Source organism: Nocardioides flavescens, from assembly GCF_009823805.1.
GTDB classification, from domain to species: Bacteria; Actinomycetota; Actinomycetes; order Propionibacteriales; family Nocardioidaceae; genus Nocardioides; species Nocardioides flavescens.
Map to the genome: position 1 here is coordinate 186,756 of NZ_WUEK01000005.1, position 13,569 is coordinate 200,324.

The following is a 13,569-nucleotide window of genomic DNA, read 5'->3' on the forward strand; positions in this document are numbered from 1 at the left end:
CCGGTTGTCACGCCGGCGTGAGCGTGGTGTAGGCCACGGTCGTCGGTTTTGTGCGCCCGTTCACGAACTCCTAGAGTGAACGACGTCGCGCGGAGCCCGACAGGCCCATCGGCCTCGCTCCCGAAGCGGCTGGAGAGAAGGTCTGGTGAGCGCACGGCCGCACGACAGCGCCCGGGACATCCCCGAGGCCACCGTCGCGCGACTCCCCGTCTACCTGCGGGCCCTCACCGCTCTCGCCGAGGCCGGGACCGAGACCTGCTCGAGCGAGGAGCTCGCCACGTCCGCCGGCGTCAACAGCGCCAAGCTGCGCAAGGACCTCTCCTACCTCGGCTCCTACGGCACCCGCGGGGTCGGCTACGACGTCGACCACCTGCGCTACGAGATCGCCCGTGAGATCGGGGTGACCCAGGACTGGCCGGTCGTCATCGTCGGCATCGGCAACCTCGGGCACGCCCTCGCCAACTTCTCCGGCTTCCGCAGCCGCGGTTTCCGCGTGGTCGCTCTCCTCGACGCCGACGAGCGTCGCCGCGGCGAGCGCGTCGCCGGCATCGAGGTGCGCGACTTCGAGGACCTCGAGGAGATCGTGCGCGAGCACGGCGTGTCCATCGGTGTCATCGCGACCCCCGCGGGTGCCGCGCAGGCCGTCTCCGACCGGATGGTCTCGGCCGGCATCACCAGCATCCTCAACTTCGCGCCGGGCGTGATCTCGGTGCCGCAGGGAGTAGACGTGCGCAAGGTCGACCTCTCCATCGAGCTGCAGATCCTGGCCTACCACGAGCAGCGCAAGCAGGCGGGCGAGGCGACGGGCCCCGTCGCGGACCCGGCGGGCGAGGCGGCCGCGGAGGTGCTCGCGTGAGCGTCCTGGTCGTCGGCGTCAGCCACAACTCCGCCCCGGTCTCGCTGCTCGAGCAGGTCGCGCCCGAGCGCCACGCCGTGCCCAAGCTCGTGCAGGCGGTGACCGCCTGCGAGCACGTCACCGAGGCCACCGTCATCGCGACCTGCAACCGGGTCGAGGTCTACGCGGTCGTCGACCGCTTCCACGGCTCCGTCGAGGAGCTGTCACGGCTCCTGCTCGAGCCGGCCGGCGAGGCCACGGAGGCGCTGCTCTCCCACCTCTACGTCCACTACGACGACGGGGCGGTCTCGCACCTGTTCCAGGTCGCCGCCGGGCTCGACTCGATGGCGGTCGGTGAGGGGCAGATCCTCGGTCAGACCCGCGACGCGCTCCGGCTCGGCCAGGAGCTCGGCACTGTCGGCCCGGCCCTCAACGTGCTGTTCCAGCAGGCGCTGCGCGTCGGCAAGCGCTCGCGCGCCGAGACCGACATCGACAGCGCCGCCCCGACGCTCGTCACCGCGGCGCTCGCCCGGGTCGCCCGCGCCCAGGGCGAGATCGCGGGTCGTCGCGTCGCCGTCGTCGGCGCCGGCTCGATGGCCGGGCTCGCCACCGCCACCGTGAGCCGCCTCGGCGCCGCGTCGGTCACCGTCGTCAACCGCACCCCCGCCCGCGCGGAGCGCCTCGCCGCCGAGTACGCCGCCACGCCGGCCGCGCTCGCCGACCTGCCGCAGGTGCTCGCCGACGTCGACGTCGTGCTTGCCTGCGCCGGGGCCACCGGCGTGCTCGTGACGCGCGCGATGGTGGAGGACGCCCGCCCCGACGGGCGCCCGATGGCCCTGGTCGACCTGGCCCTGCCCCACGACATCGACCCCGCCGTGGGCGAGGTCGACGGCGTGGTCCGCATCGACTTGGCCGACCTCGCCGACGAGCTGCACGCCTCGGCCGCCGGGCGCGAGGTCGCCCAGGTGCGCCGGATCGTGAGCGAGGAGGTCGCGGCGTTCCTCGCGGCCCGTCGTTCCTCGATCGTCACGCCGACCGTCGTCGCCCTGCGCTCGATGGCGACCTCGGTCGTCGACGCCGAGATGGAGCGCCTCGACCACCGCCTGCCCGGGCTGAGCGAGGCCGACCGCGCCGAGGTGCTGCGCACCGTGCGCCGCGTCGCCGACAAGCTGCTCCACGAGCCGACGGTGCGGGTGCGCGAGCTGGCCAACGAGACCGGCGCGGTGTCCTACGCCGCCGCGCTGGCCGAGCTGTTCGCGCTCGACCCCGACGCCGTCGAGGCCGTCACCCGGCCCGAGGGGCTCACGTGAGCACGGCACCCACGAGCGACGGTCGCGCCACCACGGTCCGCATCGGCACCCGTGCCTCGCTGCTGGCCACCACCCAGTCCGAGATGGTCGCGGGTCTGATCCGCGAGCGGCTCGGCGTCGAGACCGAGCTCGTCGAGATCCGCACCGAGGGCGACCGCACGCAGGCCCAGGGCGTGCCGCTCGAGCAGGCCGGCGGGACCGGGGTCTTCGTGGGCGCCCTGCGCGACGCACTGCTCGACGGGCGCGTCGACGTCGCCGTGCACTCGCTCAAGGACCTCCCGACCGCGCCCGCCGAGGCGATCGCGCTGGTCGCCGTGCCTCCGCGCGAGGACCCGCGCGACGTCGTCGTCGCCCGCGACGGCCTCACGCTCGGGGAGCTGCCGGTCGGCTCGCGCGTCGGCACCGGCTCGCCGCGTCGCGCCGCGCAGCTGCACGCCCTCGGTCTCGGTTTGGACGTGGTCGGCGTTCGTGGCAACGTCGACACCCGGATCGGCAAGGTCCGGTCCGGTGACTACGATGCCGTGCTGCTCGCGCGGGCGGGCCTGGCGCGGATCGGTCGGCTCGAGGAGGTGACCGAGGTGCTCGACCCGCTGCAGATGCTTCCGGCCCCCGGTCAGGGAGCCCTCGCCCTCGAGTGCCGCGCCGACGACGAGCTCGCCGCCGCGCTGAGCGCGCTCGACGACCCCGCCACGCGCGCCGCCGTCGAGGCCGAGCGCGCCGTGCTCGCCACCCTCGAGGGTGGCTGCGCCGCCCCTATCGGCACGCTCGCCGAGGTCGTCGAGGGCGAGGACGGCGAGGAGCTCTGGGTGCGCGCCGTGGCGCTGTCCACCGACGGTGCGCTGTCGGTGCGGCGTTCGATCAACGGCCCCACCGACGACCCCGCCGGGCTCGGTGCCCGGCTCGCCGCGGAGATGCTGGCCGACGGTGCCGCCGAGCTCGACGAGCCCGACCCGCCCGAACCCCCGCTCCACCCCACGGACACAGCAGGACCCCCAGCGACACACACGCCGCACGACCAGGCACGAACGGACAGGGTGCACGACGCATGACGCGAGGCAAGACCACCTCCCCAGCCACCACCGACAAGGCCCCCGCCCGCGGGTGGGTCTCCTTCGTCGGCACCGGCCCCGGTGACCCCGACCTGCTGACCGTGCGCGCGGTCGACCTGCTGCGCCAGGCCGACGTCGTCGTCACCGAGTCGCCCGACCACGAGCCGCTCGTGCGCGGCGTGCTCGGCCTGCCCGCCCCGGCCCCCGAGGCCGACGCCGAGACCGAGCCCGTCGGCCCCGTCTTCGTCGACGGCGGCTTCGGCGAGGACGGTCAGCCGCTGACCCACGCCGCTCGCGCCAAGGTCGTCGTCAAGCACGGCAAGAAAGCCCGCGTCGTCCGCCTCATGGTCGGTGACCCGTTCCTCTACGCCTCCGGCCCCGAGGAGGCGCTCGCGTGCGCCAAGGCCGAGGTCGGCTTCGAGGTCGTGCCGGGCGTGTCCTCGGTCGCCGCGGTCCCGGCGTACGCCGGCATCCCGCTGACCACCAAGGACCACCGCGAGCTCACCGTCGTCACGGCCCACGACAAGGTCGACTGGAGCCAGTACGCCGACGACCGCACGCTGGTCGTGCTCTCCGGCGTCAACATGGCCGGTGACATCGCCAAGGCGCTGATCGCGGCCGGCCGCTCGCCGCAGACGCCCGCCGCGCTCACCCGCGTCGGCACCACGACCGAGCAGACCACGCTCACCAGCACGCTCGAGGACCTCGCCGCCGACCTGCGCGCGGCGCGGATGGCTCCGCCCGCGGTCCTGGTCATCGGCAAGGTCGTCGACCTGCGCCAGACGCTGTCGTGGTTCGAGACCAAGCCGCTGTTCGGCTGGCGCGTGCTCGTGCCCCGCACCAAGGACCAGGCCGGTCCGCTCGTCGCGCGCCTGCGCGGCTTCGGCGCGGTGCCCGACGAGGTGCCGACCATCTCGGTCGAGCCGCCGCGCAACCCGCTGCAGATGGACAAGGCCGTGCGCGGGCTGGTCGAGGGCCGCTACGAGTGGATCGCCTTCACCTCGGTCAACGCCGTCAAGGCCGTGCGCGAGAAGTTCGAGGAGTACGGCCTCGACGCCCGCGCCTTCTCGGGCCTCAAGATCGCCGCGGTCGGCGACAAGACGGCCGCCGCGATCGCCGCCTGGGGCCTGCGCGCCGACCTGGTGCCCTCCGGCGAGCAGTCCGCTGCCGGCCTGCTGGCCGACTGGCCGGAGTACGACGACGTGCTCGACCCGATCAACCGGGTCTTCCTGCCGCGCGCCGACATCGCCACCGAGACCCTGGTGGCCGGCCTGATCGACCTCGGCTGGGAGGTCGACGACGTCACGGCCTACCGCACCGTGCGCGCCGCGCCGCCGCCGGCGCCGACGCGCGACGCGATCAAGACCGGCAAGTTCGACGCGGTCGTCTTCACGTCGTCCTCGACGGTGCGCAACCTCGTCGGCATCGCCGGCAAGCCGCACCCGTCGACGATCATCGCGGTCATCGGCCCGGCGACGGCCAAGACGGCCGAGGAGCACGGCCTGCGCGTGGACGTCCTCGCCCCGAAGCCCGACGTCGACGAGCTGGTCGAGGCCCTGGCCGACTTCGGCTCCGCTCGTCGCGCCGCGATGGTCGAGGCCGGCGAGCCCGTCACCCGGCCCTCGGAGCGCAAGCCCGCCGGTCGTCGCAAGACGGGATCGCGCTGATCGCTGAGCAGGCCGACGCAGCCGGCGCGACCGGACCCCGGGTCCGGCCCCGCCGGCTGCGGCGCACCCCCACCCTGCGCCGGCTGGTGCAGGAGACCAGCGTCGCCGCCCAGCACCTCGTGCTGCCGGTGTTCGTGCGCGAGGGCATCACCGAGCCCGTGCCGATCAGCTCGATGCCGGGCGTGGTCCAGCACAGCCGCGACTCGCTGCTCGCCGCGGTCACCGAGGCCGCCGAGCTCGGCCTCGGCGGGGTGATGCTGTTCGGCGTACCCGAGCACAAGGACGCCACCGGCTCCGGTGCGCTCGACCCGCACGGCGTGCTCAACCTCGCCATCACCGACGTCGTCGCCGAGGTCGGCGACGCGCTCACGGTCATGAGCGACCTGTGCCTCGACGAGTTCACCGACCACGGCCACTGCGGTGTGCTCACGCCCGACGGTGCCGTCGACAACGACGCGACCCTGGCGATCTACGCCGACATGGCGCGTGCGCACGCCGACGCCGGCGTCGACATGGTGGGCCCCAGCGGGATGATGGACGGCCAGGTCCGCGTCATCCGCGACGCGCTCGACCGCGACGACCACACCGACGTCTCGATCCTCGCCTACTCCGCGAAGTACGCCTCGGCGTTCTACGGTCCTTTCCGCGAGGCCGTCGACTCCTCGCTCCAGGGCGACCGGCGCACCTACCAGCAGGACGCGCCCAACGCCGTCGAGGGCGTCCGCGAGGCCCTGCTCGACGTCGCCGAGGGCGCCGACATCGTCATGGTGAAGCCGGCGCTGGCCTACCTCGACGTCATCCGCCGCGTCCGCGACGCGGTCGACGTCCCGGTCGCGGCGTACAACATCTCCGGCGAGTACGCCATGGTCGAGGCGGCCGCCGCCCGCGGCTGGATCGACCGCGAGGCCGCCATCCTCGAGACCCTCACCGCGATCCGTCGCGCCGGCTCCGACGTCGTCCTGACCTACTGGGCCGCCGAGGCCGCCCGCCTGTTGCGCTGAGGCCCTGGGACGTTTCCCCGGCTGGCCGGGGAAAGGTGCACCTGGGGCGCGGAATTCTGGCCCCCAGGTGCACCCTCTGCCGCCTGACCGGGGAATTGTCCCCAGCCACGCCGTAGCATGCCCGGCGACGACTACTTGGTGTAGTTGTCGAGGCAGGCCTGCCAGGCCTGGGTGTTGAGGATCGGCACGCCGTCGAGGGTGCACTGGGTGATCGCCTGGGCGGCGGTGAGGACGTCGTCGACCGGGGCCACCTGGGTCGAGGGCAGCGTCGGCAGGGTGGGCGTCGCGATCGGGACCTGCGGCTGGTTCTGGTTGTTGTTCTGGTTCTGGTTGTTGTTCTGGTTGTTCTGGTTCTGGGTCGGCTGCTGGGTCGGCTGCTGCTGCTGGGTGGGCTGCTGCGTCGGCTGCTGCTGCTGGGTGGGCTGCTCGGACGGCGCCTCGGTGGGCTGCTGGGTCGGCTGCTGCGACTGCTGGTTGCCCTGGTACTGCTGCGGCTGCTTGATCGGCGAGGGGTCGTAGCCCGGCACCGGCAGGATCGGCTCGCCGGCGGTCACCGTGCTGTTGGGGACCGAGGAGAAGTCGCCGTCCATGTAGGCCTCCATGATCGCGAGGACCAGGTCGACGTAGGACTGCGAGTGGTTGTAGCGGTAGACCGCGGCCTGGCGGCCGGCGTCGGTGCCGAGGTCGTCGTCGCCGGAGCAGAGGTAGACGGCGGTGCCGAGCGCCGCGTCGTCGATGTCCTGCGGGTTGCGGACCCCGTCGCCGTCGGCGTCGACACCCACGACCGCCCAGGTCGAGGGGATGAACTGCATCGGCCCGACCGCGCGGTCGTAGGTCGTGTCGTCGTCGTACTGACCGGCGTCGGTGTCGACGATCTCCTGGGTGCGGTTGGTGCCGTCGAGGGCGACACCGAAGATGCCGGGCGTCGCGACGCCGTCGTCGGAGAGCGTGTTGCCGTTGGCGCGGCCGTGGTTGGACTCGACGCGACCGATCGCGGCGACGAGCTGCCACGGCAGGTTGCACGACGGGTCGGCGGCGTTGATGACCGTCTCGGCCCGCTGGTACGCCGCCAGCGCGGCGGACGGGATGCCGGAGGTCGACGCCGTGGCCACCACCTGCTGGGCGTCGAGGTCACCGACGCCGGTGCCGGTGCCGGCGGTGTCGCCGGTGACGCTGGCCGGGGCCTCGATGGCCTGGGCCGGGATGCTCGTGCCGTCGGGGAGCGAGGTGTCGGACTGCGGAGCGGCCACGGGGGTCGGCACCTGCCCGCCGACCAGGCCGGCGGTGACCGCGGCCGACAGCACGGCCATCGGCACCAGTGCGGTCGCCTTCTGAAGGCGTCCGAAACGCTCGCTCATGTGCTCTCTCCCCAGGGACGTGTGAGCCGGCCCCTCATGCCAGCTCCTGCACCCAACGACGACGTGTCCACCAAGTTACGCGGGAGTACGCCTGCGTGACACCCCGGAGACCAGATCAGTGGACCCCCGGTGGACCAGTCGCCGGCGACGCGTGCGCGCCGCCCTCCTGTGTTGCCCGCCACACAGACCTGTGAAACCGCTCCGGAGGGCCCTCGGGATTCGGCCCGTCCACCGGGCCGGAGCGACAATGAGGTGTGCCCACCGACGTGCCCGCATCCGCTGCGCTCTTCGAGCGTGCGCAGGCCGTGACGCCCGGCGGGGTCAACTCGCCCGTGCGCGCGTTCAACGCCGTCGGCGGCACCCCGCGCTTCATCACCTCCGCCCGGGGCGCGTGGCTCACCGACGCCGACGGTCGCGACTACGTCGACCTGATCGGCTCCTGGGGCCCGATGCTGCTCGGCCACGCGCACCCCGAGGTGCAGGAGGCCGTGCAGGCCGCGGTCGCCCGGGGCACGTCGTACGGCACCCCGACGGTCCCTGAGGTCGAGCTGGCCGAGGAGATCGTCGCGCGCACCTCCGTCGAGCGGGTCCGCTTCGTCTCCTCCGGCACCGAGGCGACGATGTCCGCGATCCGGCTCGCGCGCGGCTTCACCGGCCGCGACGTGGTCGTGAAGTTCGCCGGGTGCTACCACGGTCACGTCGACGCGCTGCTGGCCTCGGCCGGCTCGGGGCTGATGACGTTCGCGCTGCCCGGCACCCCGGGCGTGCCGGCGTCGTCGACCGAGCTGACGCTGGTGCTGCCCTACAACGACCGTGCCGCCGTCGAGCAGGTCTTCGCCGAGCACGGCGAGCGGATCGCCTGCCTGGTCACCGAGGCCTCGCCCGGCAACATGGGCGTGGTCCCGCCCGAGCCCGGGTTCAACGCCTTCCTCTCCGAGATCTGCCGCCGTCACGGTGCGCTGTTCGTCAGCGACGAGGTGATGACCGGCTTCCGGGTCACGCGCCAGGGCCAGTGGGGCCTCGACGGCGCCGTCGAGGGCTGGGCGCCCGACCTCGTGACCTTCGGCAAGGTCATGGGTGGCGGCTTCCCCGCGGCGGCGTTCGGCGGGCGGGCCGAGGTCATGCACCACCTCGCCCCCGAGGGCCCCGTCTACCAGGCCGGCACCCTGTCCGGGAACCCGATCGCCACCACCGCGGGCCTCACCACGCTGCGCCTCGCGACCGACGACGTCTACGCCCACCTCGACCGGGTCGCGACCACCATCCGCGAGGCGGCCTGCGCCGCACTGACCGGCGCCGGGGTCGCCCACGTCGCGCAGTCGACCGGCACGATGTTCTCGGTCTTCCTGACCGAGGGTCCGGTCCGCGACTTCGACGACGCTTCGCGCACCGACACGGCGGCCTACGCCGCCTTCTTCCACTCGATGCTCGACCAGGGCGTCTACCTCCCACCGTCGGCGTACGAGGCCTGGTTCGTCTCCGCCGCCCACGACGAGCGCGCCGTGCAGGCCGTCCTCGACGCGCTGCCCGACGCTGCTCGCGCGGCCGCCGCTGCCCAACAGGGGAGTGCAGCGTGAGCACCCCCGACACGATCGTCCACCTGCTGCGCCACGGCGAGGTCCACAACCCCGACGGCGTGCTCTACGGCCGCCGCGACGGCTTCCACCTCTCCGTCCTCGGCCACCGGATGGCCCAGCGGGTGAGCGAGACGTTGGACAAGCGCGACATCGTCCACGTGCGCTCCTCGCCGCTCGAGCGGGCCCAGGAGACGGCGGCGCCCACCGCGCAGTCGCTCGGCCTCGACGTGGTCATCGACCCCCGGGTCATCGAGTCGAGCAACATCTTCGAAGGCCAGCGGTTCTCCGCGTCGCGCAGCATCGTGCGCGAACCGTCGGTCTGGTGGCACCTGCGCAACCCGTTCAAGCCGTCGTGGGGCGAGCCCTACCGCGAGATCGTCGCCCGGATGATGTCGGCGGTGCACGACGCGCGGATCGCCGCCCAGGGGCACGAGGCGCTCGTGGTCTCCCACCAGCTCCCGATCTGGACGACCCGGCTCGCCGCCGAGGGCCGCTCGTTCCTGCACGACCCGCGCAAGCGGCACTGCACGCTCTGCTCGATCACCTCGCTGCACTTCGTGGGAGACACGATCACCCGGATCTCCTACAGCGAGCCCGCCGGCGACCTGATCCCCGTCGCCGACCGCAACGCGACGTTCTCGTCCGGCACCGGCGCCACACCCGCCGAGGAGAGAGGCTGACGATGCCCACCCTGCGACGCACCCTCGTGGTCGCGACCGTCCTGCTGGTCGCGCTGGTCACCGGTGCGTGCAACGAGGTCGAGGGCACCGACGGCAAGAGCTGGATCGACGGCAAGGGCAGCATCGAGACGGTGAAGGCCGTCGACCGCGGCTCCCCGGTCGACGTCAGCGGCGAGGACCTCCAGGGCGACCCGATCGACCTCGCCGACTACCGCGGCAAGGTCGTCGTGCTCAACGTCTACGCCAGCTGGTGCGGCCCGTGCCGCACCGAGATGCCGACCGTCGTCCAGCTCGCCGACGCGGCCGACCCGGCCCAGGTGGCCTTCGTCGGGGTCAACATCCGCGACGACGTGTCGTCGGCGCAGGCCTTCGGTCGCGAGTACGGCGTCACGTTCCCCTCCTTCGACGACCCGAGCAGTGCCGTCCCGCTCGCCGTGAGCGGCCGCCTCGGCCCCTACTCCCTGCCCAGCACCGTGGTGCTCGACCGCGAGGGCCGCCTCGCGGCCCTGGTGCTCGGGGAGATCCCGGGTGCGCGCACCATGCAGGAGGTCATCGACGACGTGGTGGCCGAGGGAGCCTGAGCATGGACGACACCTTCCGCGAGATCGTGGGCTCCGGCTCGCTCGCGCTGGCGATCCCGCTGGCCGTGCTCGCCGGACTGGTCTCGTTCTTCTCCCCGTGCGTCATCCCGCTGCTGCCCGGCTACCTCTCCTACGCGACCGGTCTCTCCGGCGCCGAGCTCGCCGAGGGCGGCTCGCGCGGACGCCGCGGCCGGATGCTCCTCGGCACCGGTCTGTTCGTCCTCGGCTTCTCGGTCGTCTTCGTGGCGCTCGGGGTCGGCTCGGCCACCATCAACCTCTGGTTCAACACCAACGAGCGGGTCCTCAACGTCGTCCTCGGCGCACTGACGGTGCTGCTCGGCCTGGCCTTCCTCGGCCTCGTCCCCGCGCTGCAGCGCGAGTGGCGCATCCACAGGGTCCCGGCCGTCGGGCTCGCCGCCGCGCCGCTGCTCGGCGTGCTGTTCGCCGTCGGCTGGACGCCGTGCCTGGGCCCGACGCTGGCGGCGATCCTCACCCTGGCGATCAACCTCGACCAGGTGCGCGCCGGTGTGCTGCTGGCCTTCTACTCTCTCGGCCTCGGGGTGCCGTTCGTGCTGGCCGGGCTGGCCTGGCACCGCGCCCTCGGTGCCGTGGCGTTCGTCCGCCGCCACCAGGCGTGGGTCGTCCGCATCGGCGGCGTCATGCTGATCGGGATCGGCGTGCTGCTGCTCACCGGCTGGTGGTCCGAGGCCGTCCAGTGGCTGCAGATCCACCTCGTCGGTGGCTTCGAGGTGTCCGTGTGAGGACCGTGACTGAACCGTGACCGCGACCGAGACCCGTCCCACCACACCCGCGCCCGACCCCGGGCGCCGCGCCGGCGAGCTCAACGCCCTCGAGGCGCTGCGCTTCGCTTGGCGCCAGCTCACCTCGATGCGCACCGCGCTCGTCCTGCTGCTGCTCCTGGCGCTCGCCGCCGTCCCCGGCTCGCTCATCCCTCAGGAGCGGGTCGACTCGCTCAAGGCGGGGCAGTGGAAGGAGGCGCACGAGACGCTGACCCCGATCTACGAGAAGCTCGGGCTGTTCAACGTCTACGGCTCGCCGTGGTTCGCCGCGATCTACATCCTGCTGGTGGTCTCGCTGGTCGGGTGCATCGTGCCCCGCACGCTGGTCTACGCACGCGGGATGCGGGCCCAGCCGCCCCGCGCCCCGCGCCACCTGACCCGCCTGCCCGCCCACACGGCGTACGTCTCCAGCGAGGCGCCCGACGTCGTCCTCGCCCGGGCGCGCGCGGTGCTCGGTCGTCGCCACCGGCTGCGTGCCGACGCCGGCGACGGCACGGTCAGCGCGGAGCGCGGCTACCTGCGTGAGGTCGGCAACCTGCTCTTCCACCTCGCGGTGCTGGTGGTGCTGCTCGGCTTCGCCCTCGGCTCGCTGTTCGGCTACAAGGGCGGCGTCATCCTCGTGACGGGCACACCGTGGAGCAACACCCTCACGCAGTACGACGACTTCGTGCCGGGCAGCCTGTTCAGCCCGACGCGGCTCAACCCGTTCAGCTTCACCGTCGACGACTTCGACATCCAGTGGCTGCAGAGCGGGCCGCGCGCCGGCCAGGCCCGCGGCTTCAACGCCAAGCTGGAGTACGCCGAGGGCGCGGGCGCCGACCAGGGCCCCGAGAAGGACTACGACCTGCGGGTCAACCACCCGCTGAGCATCGGCGACACCGACCTGTTCCTCATCGGTCACGGCTACGCCCCGGTCATCACGGTGCGCGACGGCGCGGGCAACAAGGTCTACTCCAAGCCCACGGTCTTCCTGCCCCAGGGTCCGGACTTCTTCTCCTTCGGCGTGGTCAAGGCGCAGGACGCCCAGCCCGCGGGGATCGGCCTGGAGGGCTTCCTCTACCCGACCTACGCCAACGTCGACGGCAACCCGGTCAACCTCAACGGCGACGACCTCAACCCGGTCATCTCGATGAAGGTCTACACCGGCGACCTCAACATGGACACCGCGCAGTCGGTCTACGTGCTCGACAAGTCGAAGGCCGACACCGTTCCGGGCCAGCCCGGGCTCGACACCCTGCGCATCGACCTCTCTCCCGGCCAGACCGTCGAGCTGCCCAACGGGCTCGGCAGCGTCAGCTTCGACGGCATCGAGTCGTGGCAGCGCATCCAGATCAGCCAGACCCCCGGCAAGTGGATCGCCCTGGCCGGCGTCATCCTGGCCCTGCTGGGCCTGATGGGCTCGCTCTTCATCCGCTCGCGCCGCCTGTGGGTGCGCGTGACCCCGACCGACCACGGCTCGCTCGTCGAGGTCGCGGGGCTCGACCGGTCCGGCGGAGCCGACACCGACGACGTAGTCTCGAAGCTGGTGGCGCGGCTGCAACCGTCACCCGACGATCGACCGGAGGACACGTGACCGATCTGCAGTGGGCCGACCTCAGCAACCAGGCGATCGCCGCGGCCGGCGTCGTCTACTTCCTGGCCCTCATCGCCTACTTCGCGGAGTGGTCGTCGCTGCGCCAGGTCGACCGGGCCCGGGAGGCCGCCCGCTCGTCGTCGTACGCCGGCGCCGGGTCGGTGGCCGTCGCCACCGGGCCCGAGCGCCCGGCCGTCGACGAGCCGCGCACCGACCGGGTCGCGATGTTCGGCCGGCTGGCGCTGCTGCTGCTGGGCATCGCCAACGCCGTGCACTTCGTCGGCCTCGTCTCGCGCGGCATGAGCGCGGACCCCAACCGGGTGCCGTGGAGCAACATGTACGAGTTCACGATCTCGGGCACCTTCGTGGTGGCCCTGATCTTCCTGCTCGTGCAGCGCCGCTGGGGCCTGTCGTGGCTCGGCCCGATCGTCGTCGGCTTCGTGCTCACCTTGCTGATGGTCTCGGTCATCTGGCTCTACGACTCGACCGGTCCGCTGCCCGAGGCGCTCAACTCGCCGTGGCTCGTGATCCACGTCGTCTCCGCGGTGCTCGCCACCGGCGCCTTCACGATCGGCGGCATGACCTCGGCGGTCTACCTGCTCAAGCGCCGCCGCGCGGGCAAGCCCGAGACGGGCATCTGGGCGCGCGTCCCCTCCCTCGACCGCCTCGACCTCGTCTCCTACCGCATCCACTCCTTCGCGTTCCCGATCTGGACCTTCGCGGTGCTGATCACCGGGCCGATCTGGGCGCACCAGGCGTGGTCGTCGTACTGGAGCTGGGACCCCAAGGAGGTCTGGGCGTTCATCACCTGGGTCGTCTACGCGGCCTACCTCCACGCCCGCACCACCGCCGGCTGGAAGGGCCGCAACGCCGCGATCCTCGCGCTCGTCGGCACCGCGACCCTGTGGTTCAACTTCATCGGCATCAACTACTTCTCGACCACCAGCCAGCACTCCTACGCCGGTGCCGTGCCCGCGATCTCGACGGTCGCACCGGCGGCAACGACCATCGGTGGTTGAGGAGGTCGCGCTGGCGACCGTCTCGAAACCACTGACCGATGGCTGGGTGCGTGCTCCGGTGGTTGAGGAGGGCCGCTAGGCCCGTCTCGAAACCACTGTCCAACGGTTGGGTGGTTTCG

12 protein-coding genes are annotated in these 13,569 nt (G+C 72.6%); 11 read left to right on the forward strand and 1 reads right to left on the reverse strand.

Going from position 1 to position 13,569, the window contains the following annotated elements; genetic code table 11:
* Positions 1 to 145 precede the first annotated feature (145 nt).
* From GRQ65_RS09750 to hemB, 5 genes are read left to right on the forward strand one after another with little or no spacing between them, the layout of a single operon-like run.
* Positions 146 to 856, forward strand: a complete 711-nt coding sequence (locus tag GRQ65_RS09750; protein WP_160877671.1) for a redox-sensing transcriptional repressor Rex — start codon at positions 146 to 148, stop codon at positions 854 to 856.
* Positions 853 to 2,145: a glutamyl-tRNA reductase gene (locus tag GRQ65_RS09755; RefSeq protein ID WP_160877673.1), complete on the forward strand. Its 1,293-nt coding sequence runs from the start codon at positions 853 to 855 to the stop codon at positions 2,143 to 2,145. The genes GRQ65_RS09750 and GRQ65_RS09755 overlap by 4 nt, the downstream gene beginning before the upstream one ends.
* Complete coding sequence (gene hemC / locus GRQ65_RS09760) at positions 2,142 to 3,194, forward strand: hydroxymethylbilane synthase (protein WP_160877675.1); 1,053 nt, start codon at positions 2,142 to 2,144, stop codon at positions 3,192 to 3,194. Before GRQ65_RS09755 ends, hemC begins: the two co-directional genes overlap by 4 nt.
* Entirely contained in the window at positions 3,191 to 4,861 is a 1,671-nt protein-coding gene (locus GRQ65_RS09765; protein ID WP_160877677.1) for a bifunctional uroporphyrinogen-III C-methyltransferase/uroporphyrinogen-III synthase, read from the forward strand. The genes hemC and GRQ65_RS09765 overlap by 4 nt, the downstream gene beginning before the upstream one ends.
* Positions 4,861 to 5,862, forward strand: coding sequence for a porphobilinogen synthase (hemB, locus tag GRQ65_RS09770; protein WP_160877951.1), 1,002 nt, complete (start codon positions 4,861 to 4,863; stop codon positions 5,860 to 5,862). The genes GRQ65_RS09765 and hemB overlap by 1 nt, the downstream gene beginning before the upstream one ends.
* 131 nt (positions 5,863 to 5,993) lie before the next feature.
* Here hemB and GRQ65_RS09775 read toward each other — a convergent pair whose 3' ends face one another.
* Positions 5,994 to 7,220: a lytic transglycosylase domain-containing protein gene (locus GRQ65_RS09775; protein ID WP_160877679.1), complete on the reverse strand. Its 1,227-nt coding sequence runs from the start codon at positions 7,218 to 7,220 to the stop codon at positions 5,994 to 5,996.
* Positions 7,221 to 7,486: 266 nt separating this feature from the next.
* Here GRQ65_RS09775 and hemL point away from each other — a divergent pair, with 266 nt between their 5' ends.
* The 6 genes from hemL to ccsB are packed head-to-tail and all read left to right on the forward strand — an operon-like array spanning position 7,487 to position 13,450.
* Positions 7,487 to 8,797 (forward strand): glutamate-1-semialdehyde 2,1-aminomutase, encoded by a 1,311-nt coding sequence (gene hemL / locus GRQ65_RS09780; protein WP_337191606.1) that lies wholly within the window; start codon positions 7,487 to 7,489, stop codon positions 8,795 to 8,797.
* The gene (locus GRQ65_RS09785) at positions 8,794 to 9,477 is read left to right on the forward strand and encodes a histidine phosphatase family protein (protein WP_160877683.1); all 684 of its coding nucleotides are present in this window, start codon (positions 8,794 to 8,796) and stop codon (positions 9,475 to 9,477) included. The genes hemL and GRQ65_RS09785 overlap by 4 nt, the downstream gene beginning before the upstream one ends.
* Before the next feature lie 2 nt (positions 9,478 to 9,479).
* On the forward strand, positions 9,480 to 10,058 hold the full coding sequence (locus GRQ65_RS09790; protein ID WP_160877685.1) for a TlpA family protein disulfide reductase: 579 nt from the start codon (positions 9,480 to 9,482) through the stop codon (positions 10,056 to 10,058).
* A gap of 2 nt (positions 10,059 to 10,060) precedes the next feature.
* Positions 10,061 to 10,819, forward strand: a complete 759-nt coding sequence (locus tag GRQ65_RS09795; protein ID WP_160877687.1) for a cytochrome c biogenesis CcdA family protein — start codon at positions 10,061 to 10,063, stop codon at positions 10,817 to 10,819.
* A gap of 16 nt (positions 10,820 to 10,835) precedes the next feature.
* On the forward strand, positions 10,836 to 12,431 hold the full coding sequence (gene resB / locus GRQ65_RS09800) for a cytochrome c biogenesis protein ResB (RefSeq protein ID WP_337191607.1): 1,596 nt from the start codon (positions 10,836 to 10,838) through the stop codon (positions 12,429 to 12,431).
* Complete coding sequence (gene ccsB / locus GRQ65_RS09805; RefSeq protein WP_160877689.1) at positions 12,428 to 13,450, forward strand: c-type cytochrome biogenesis protein CcsB; 1,023 nt, start codon at positions 12,428 to 12,430, stop codon at positions 13,448 to 13,450. The genes resB and ccsB overlap by 4 nt, the downstream gene beginning before the upstream one ends.
* Positions 13,451 to 13,569: the final 119 nt, after the last annotated feature.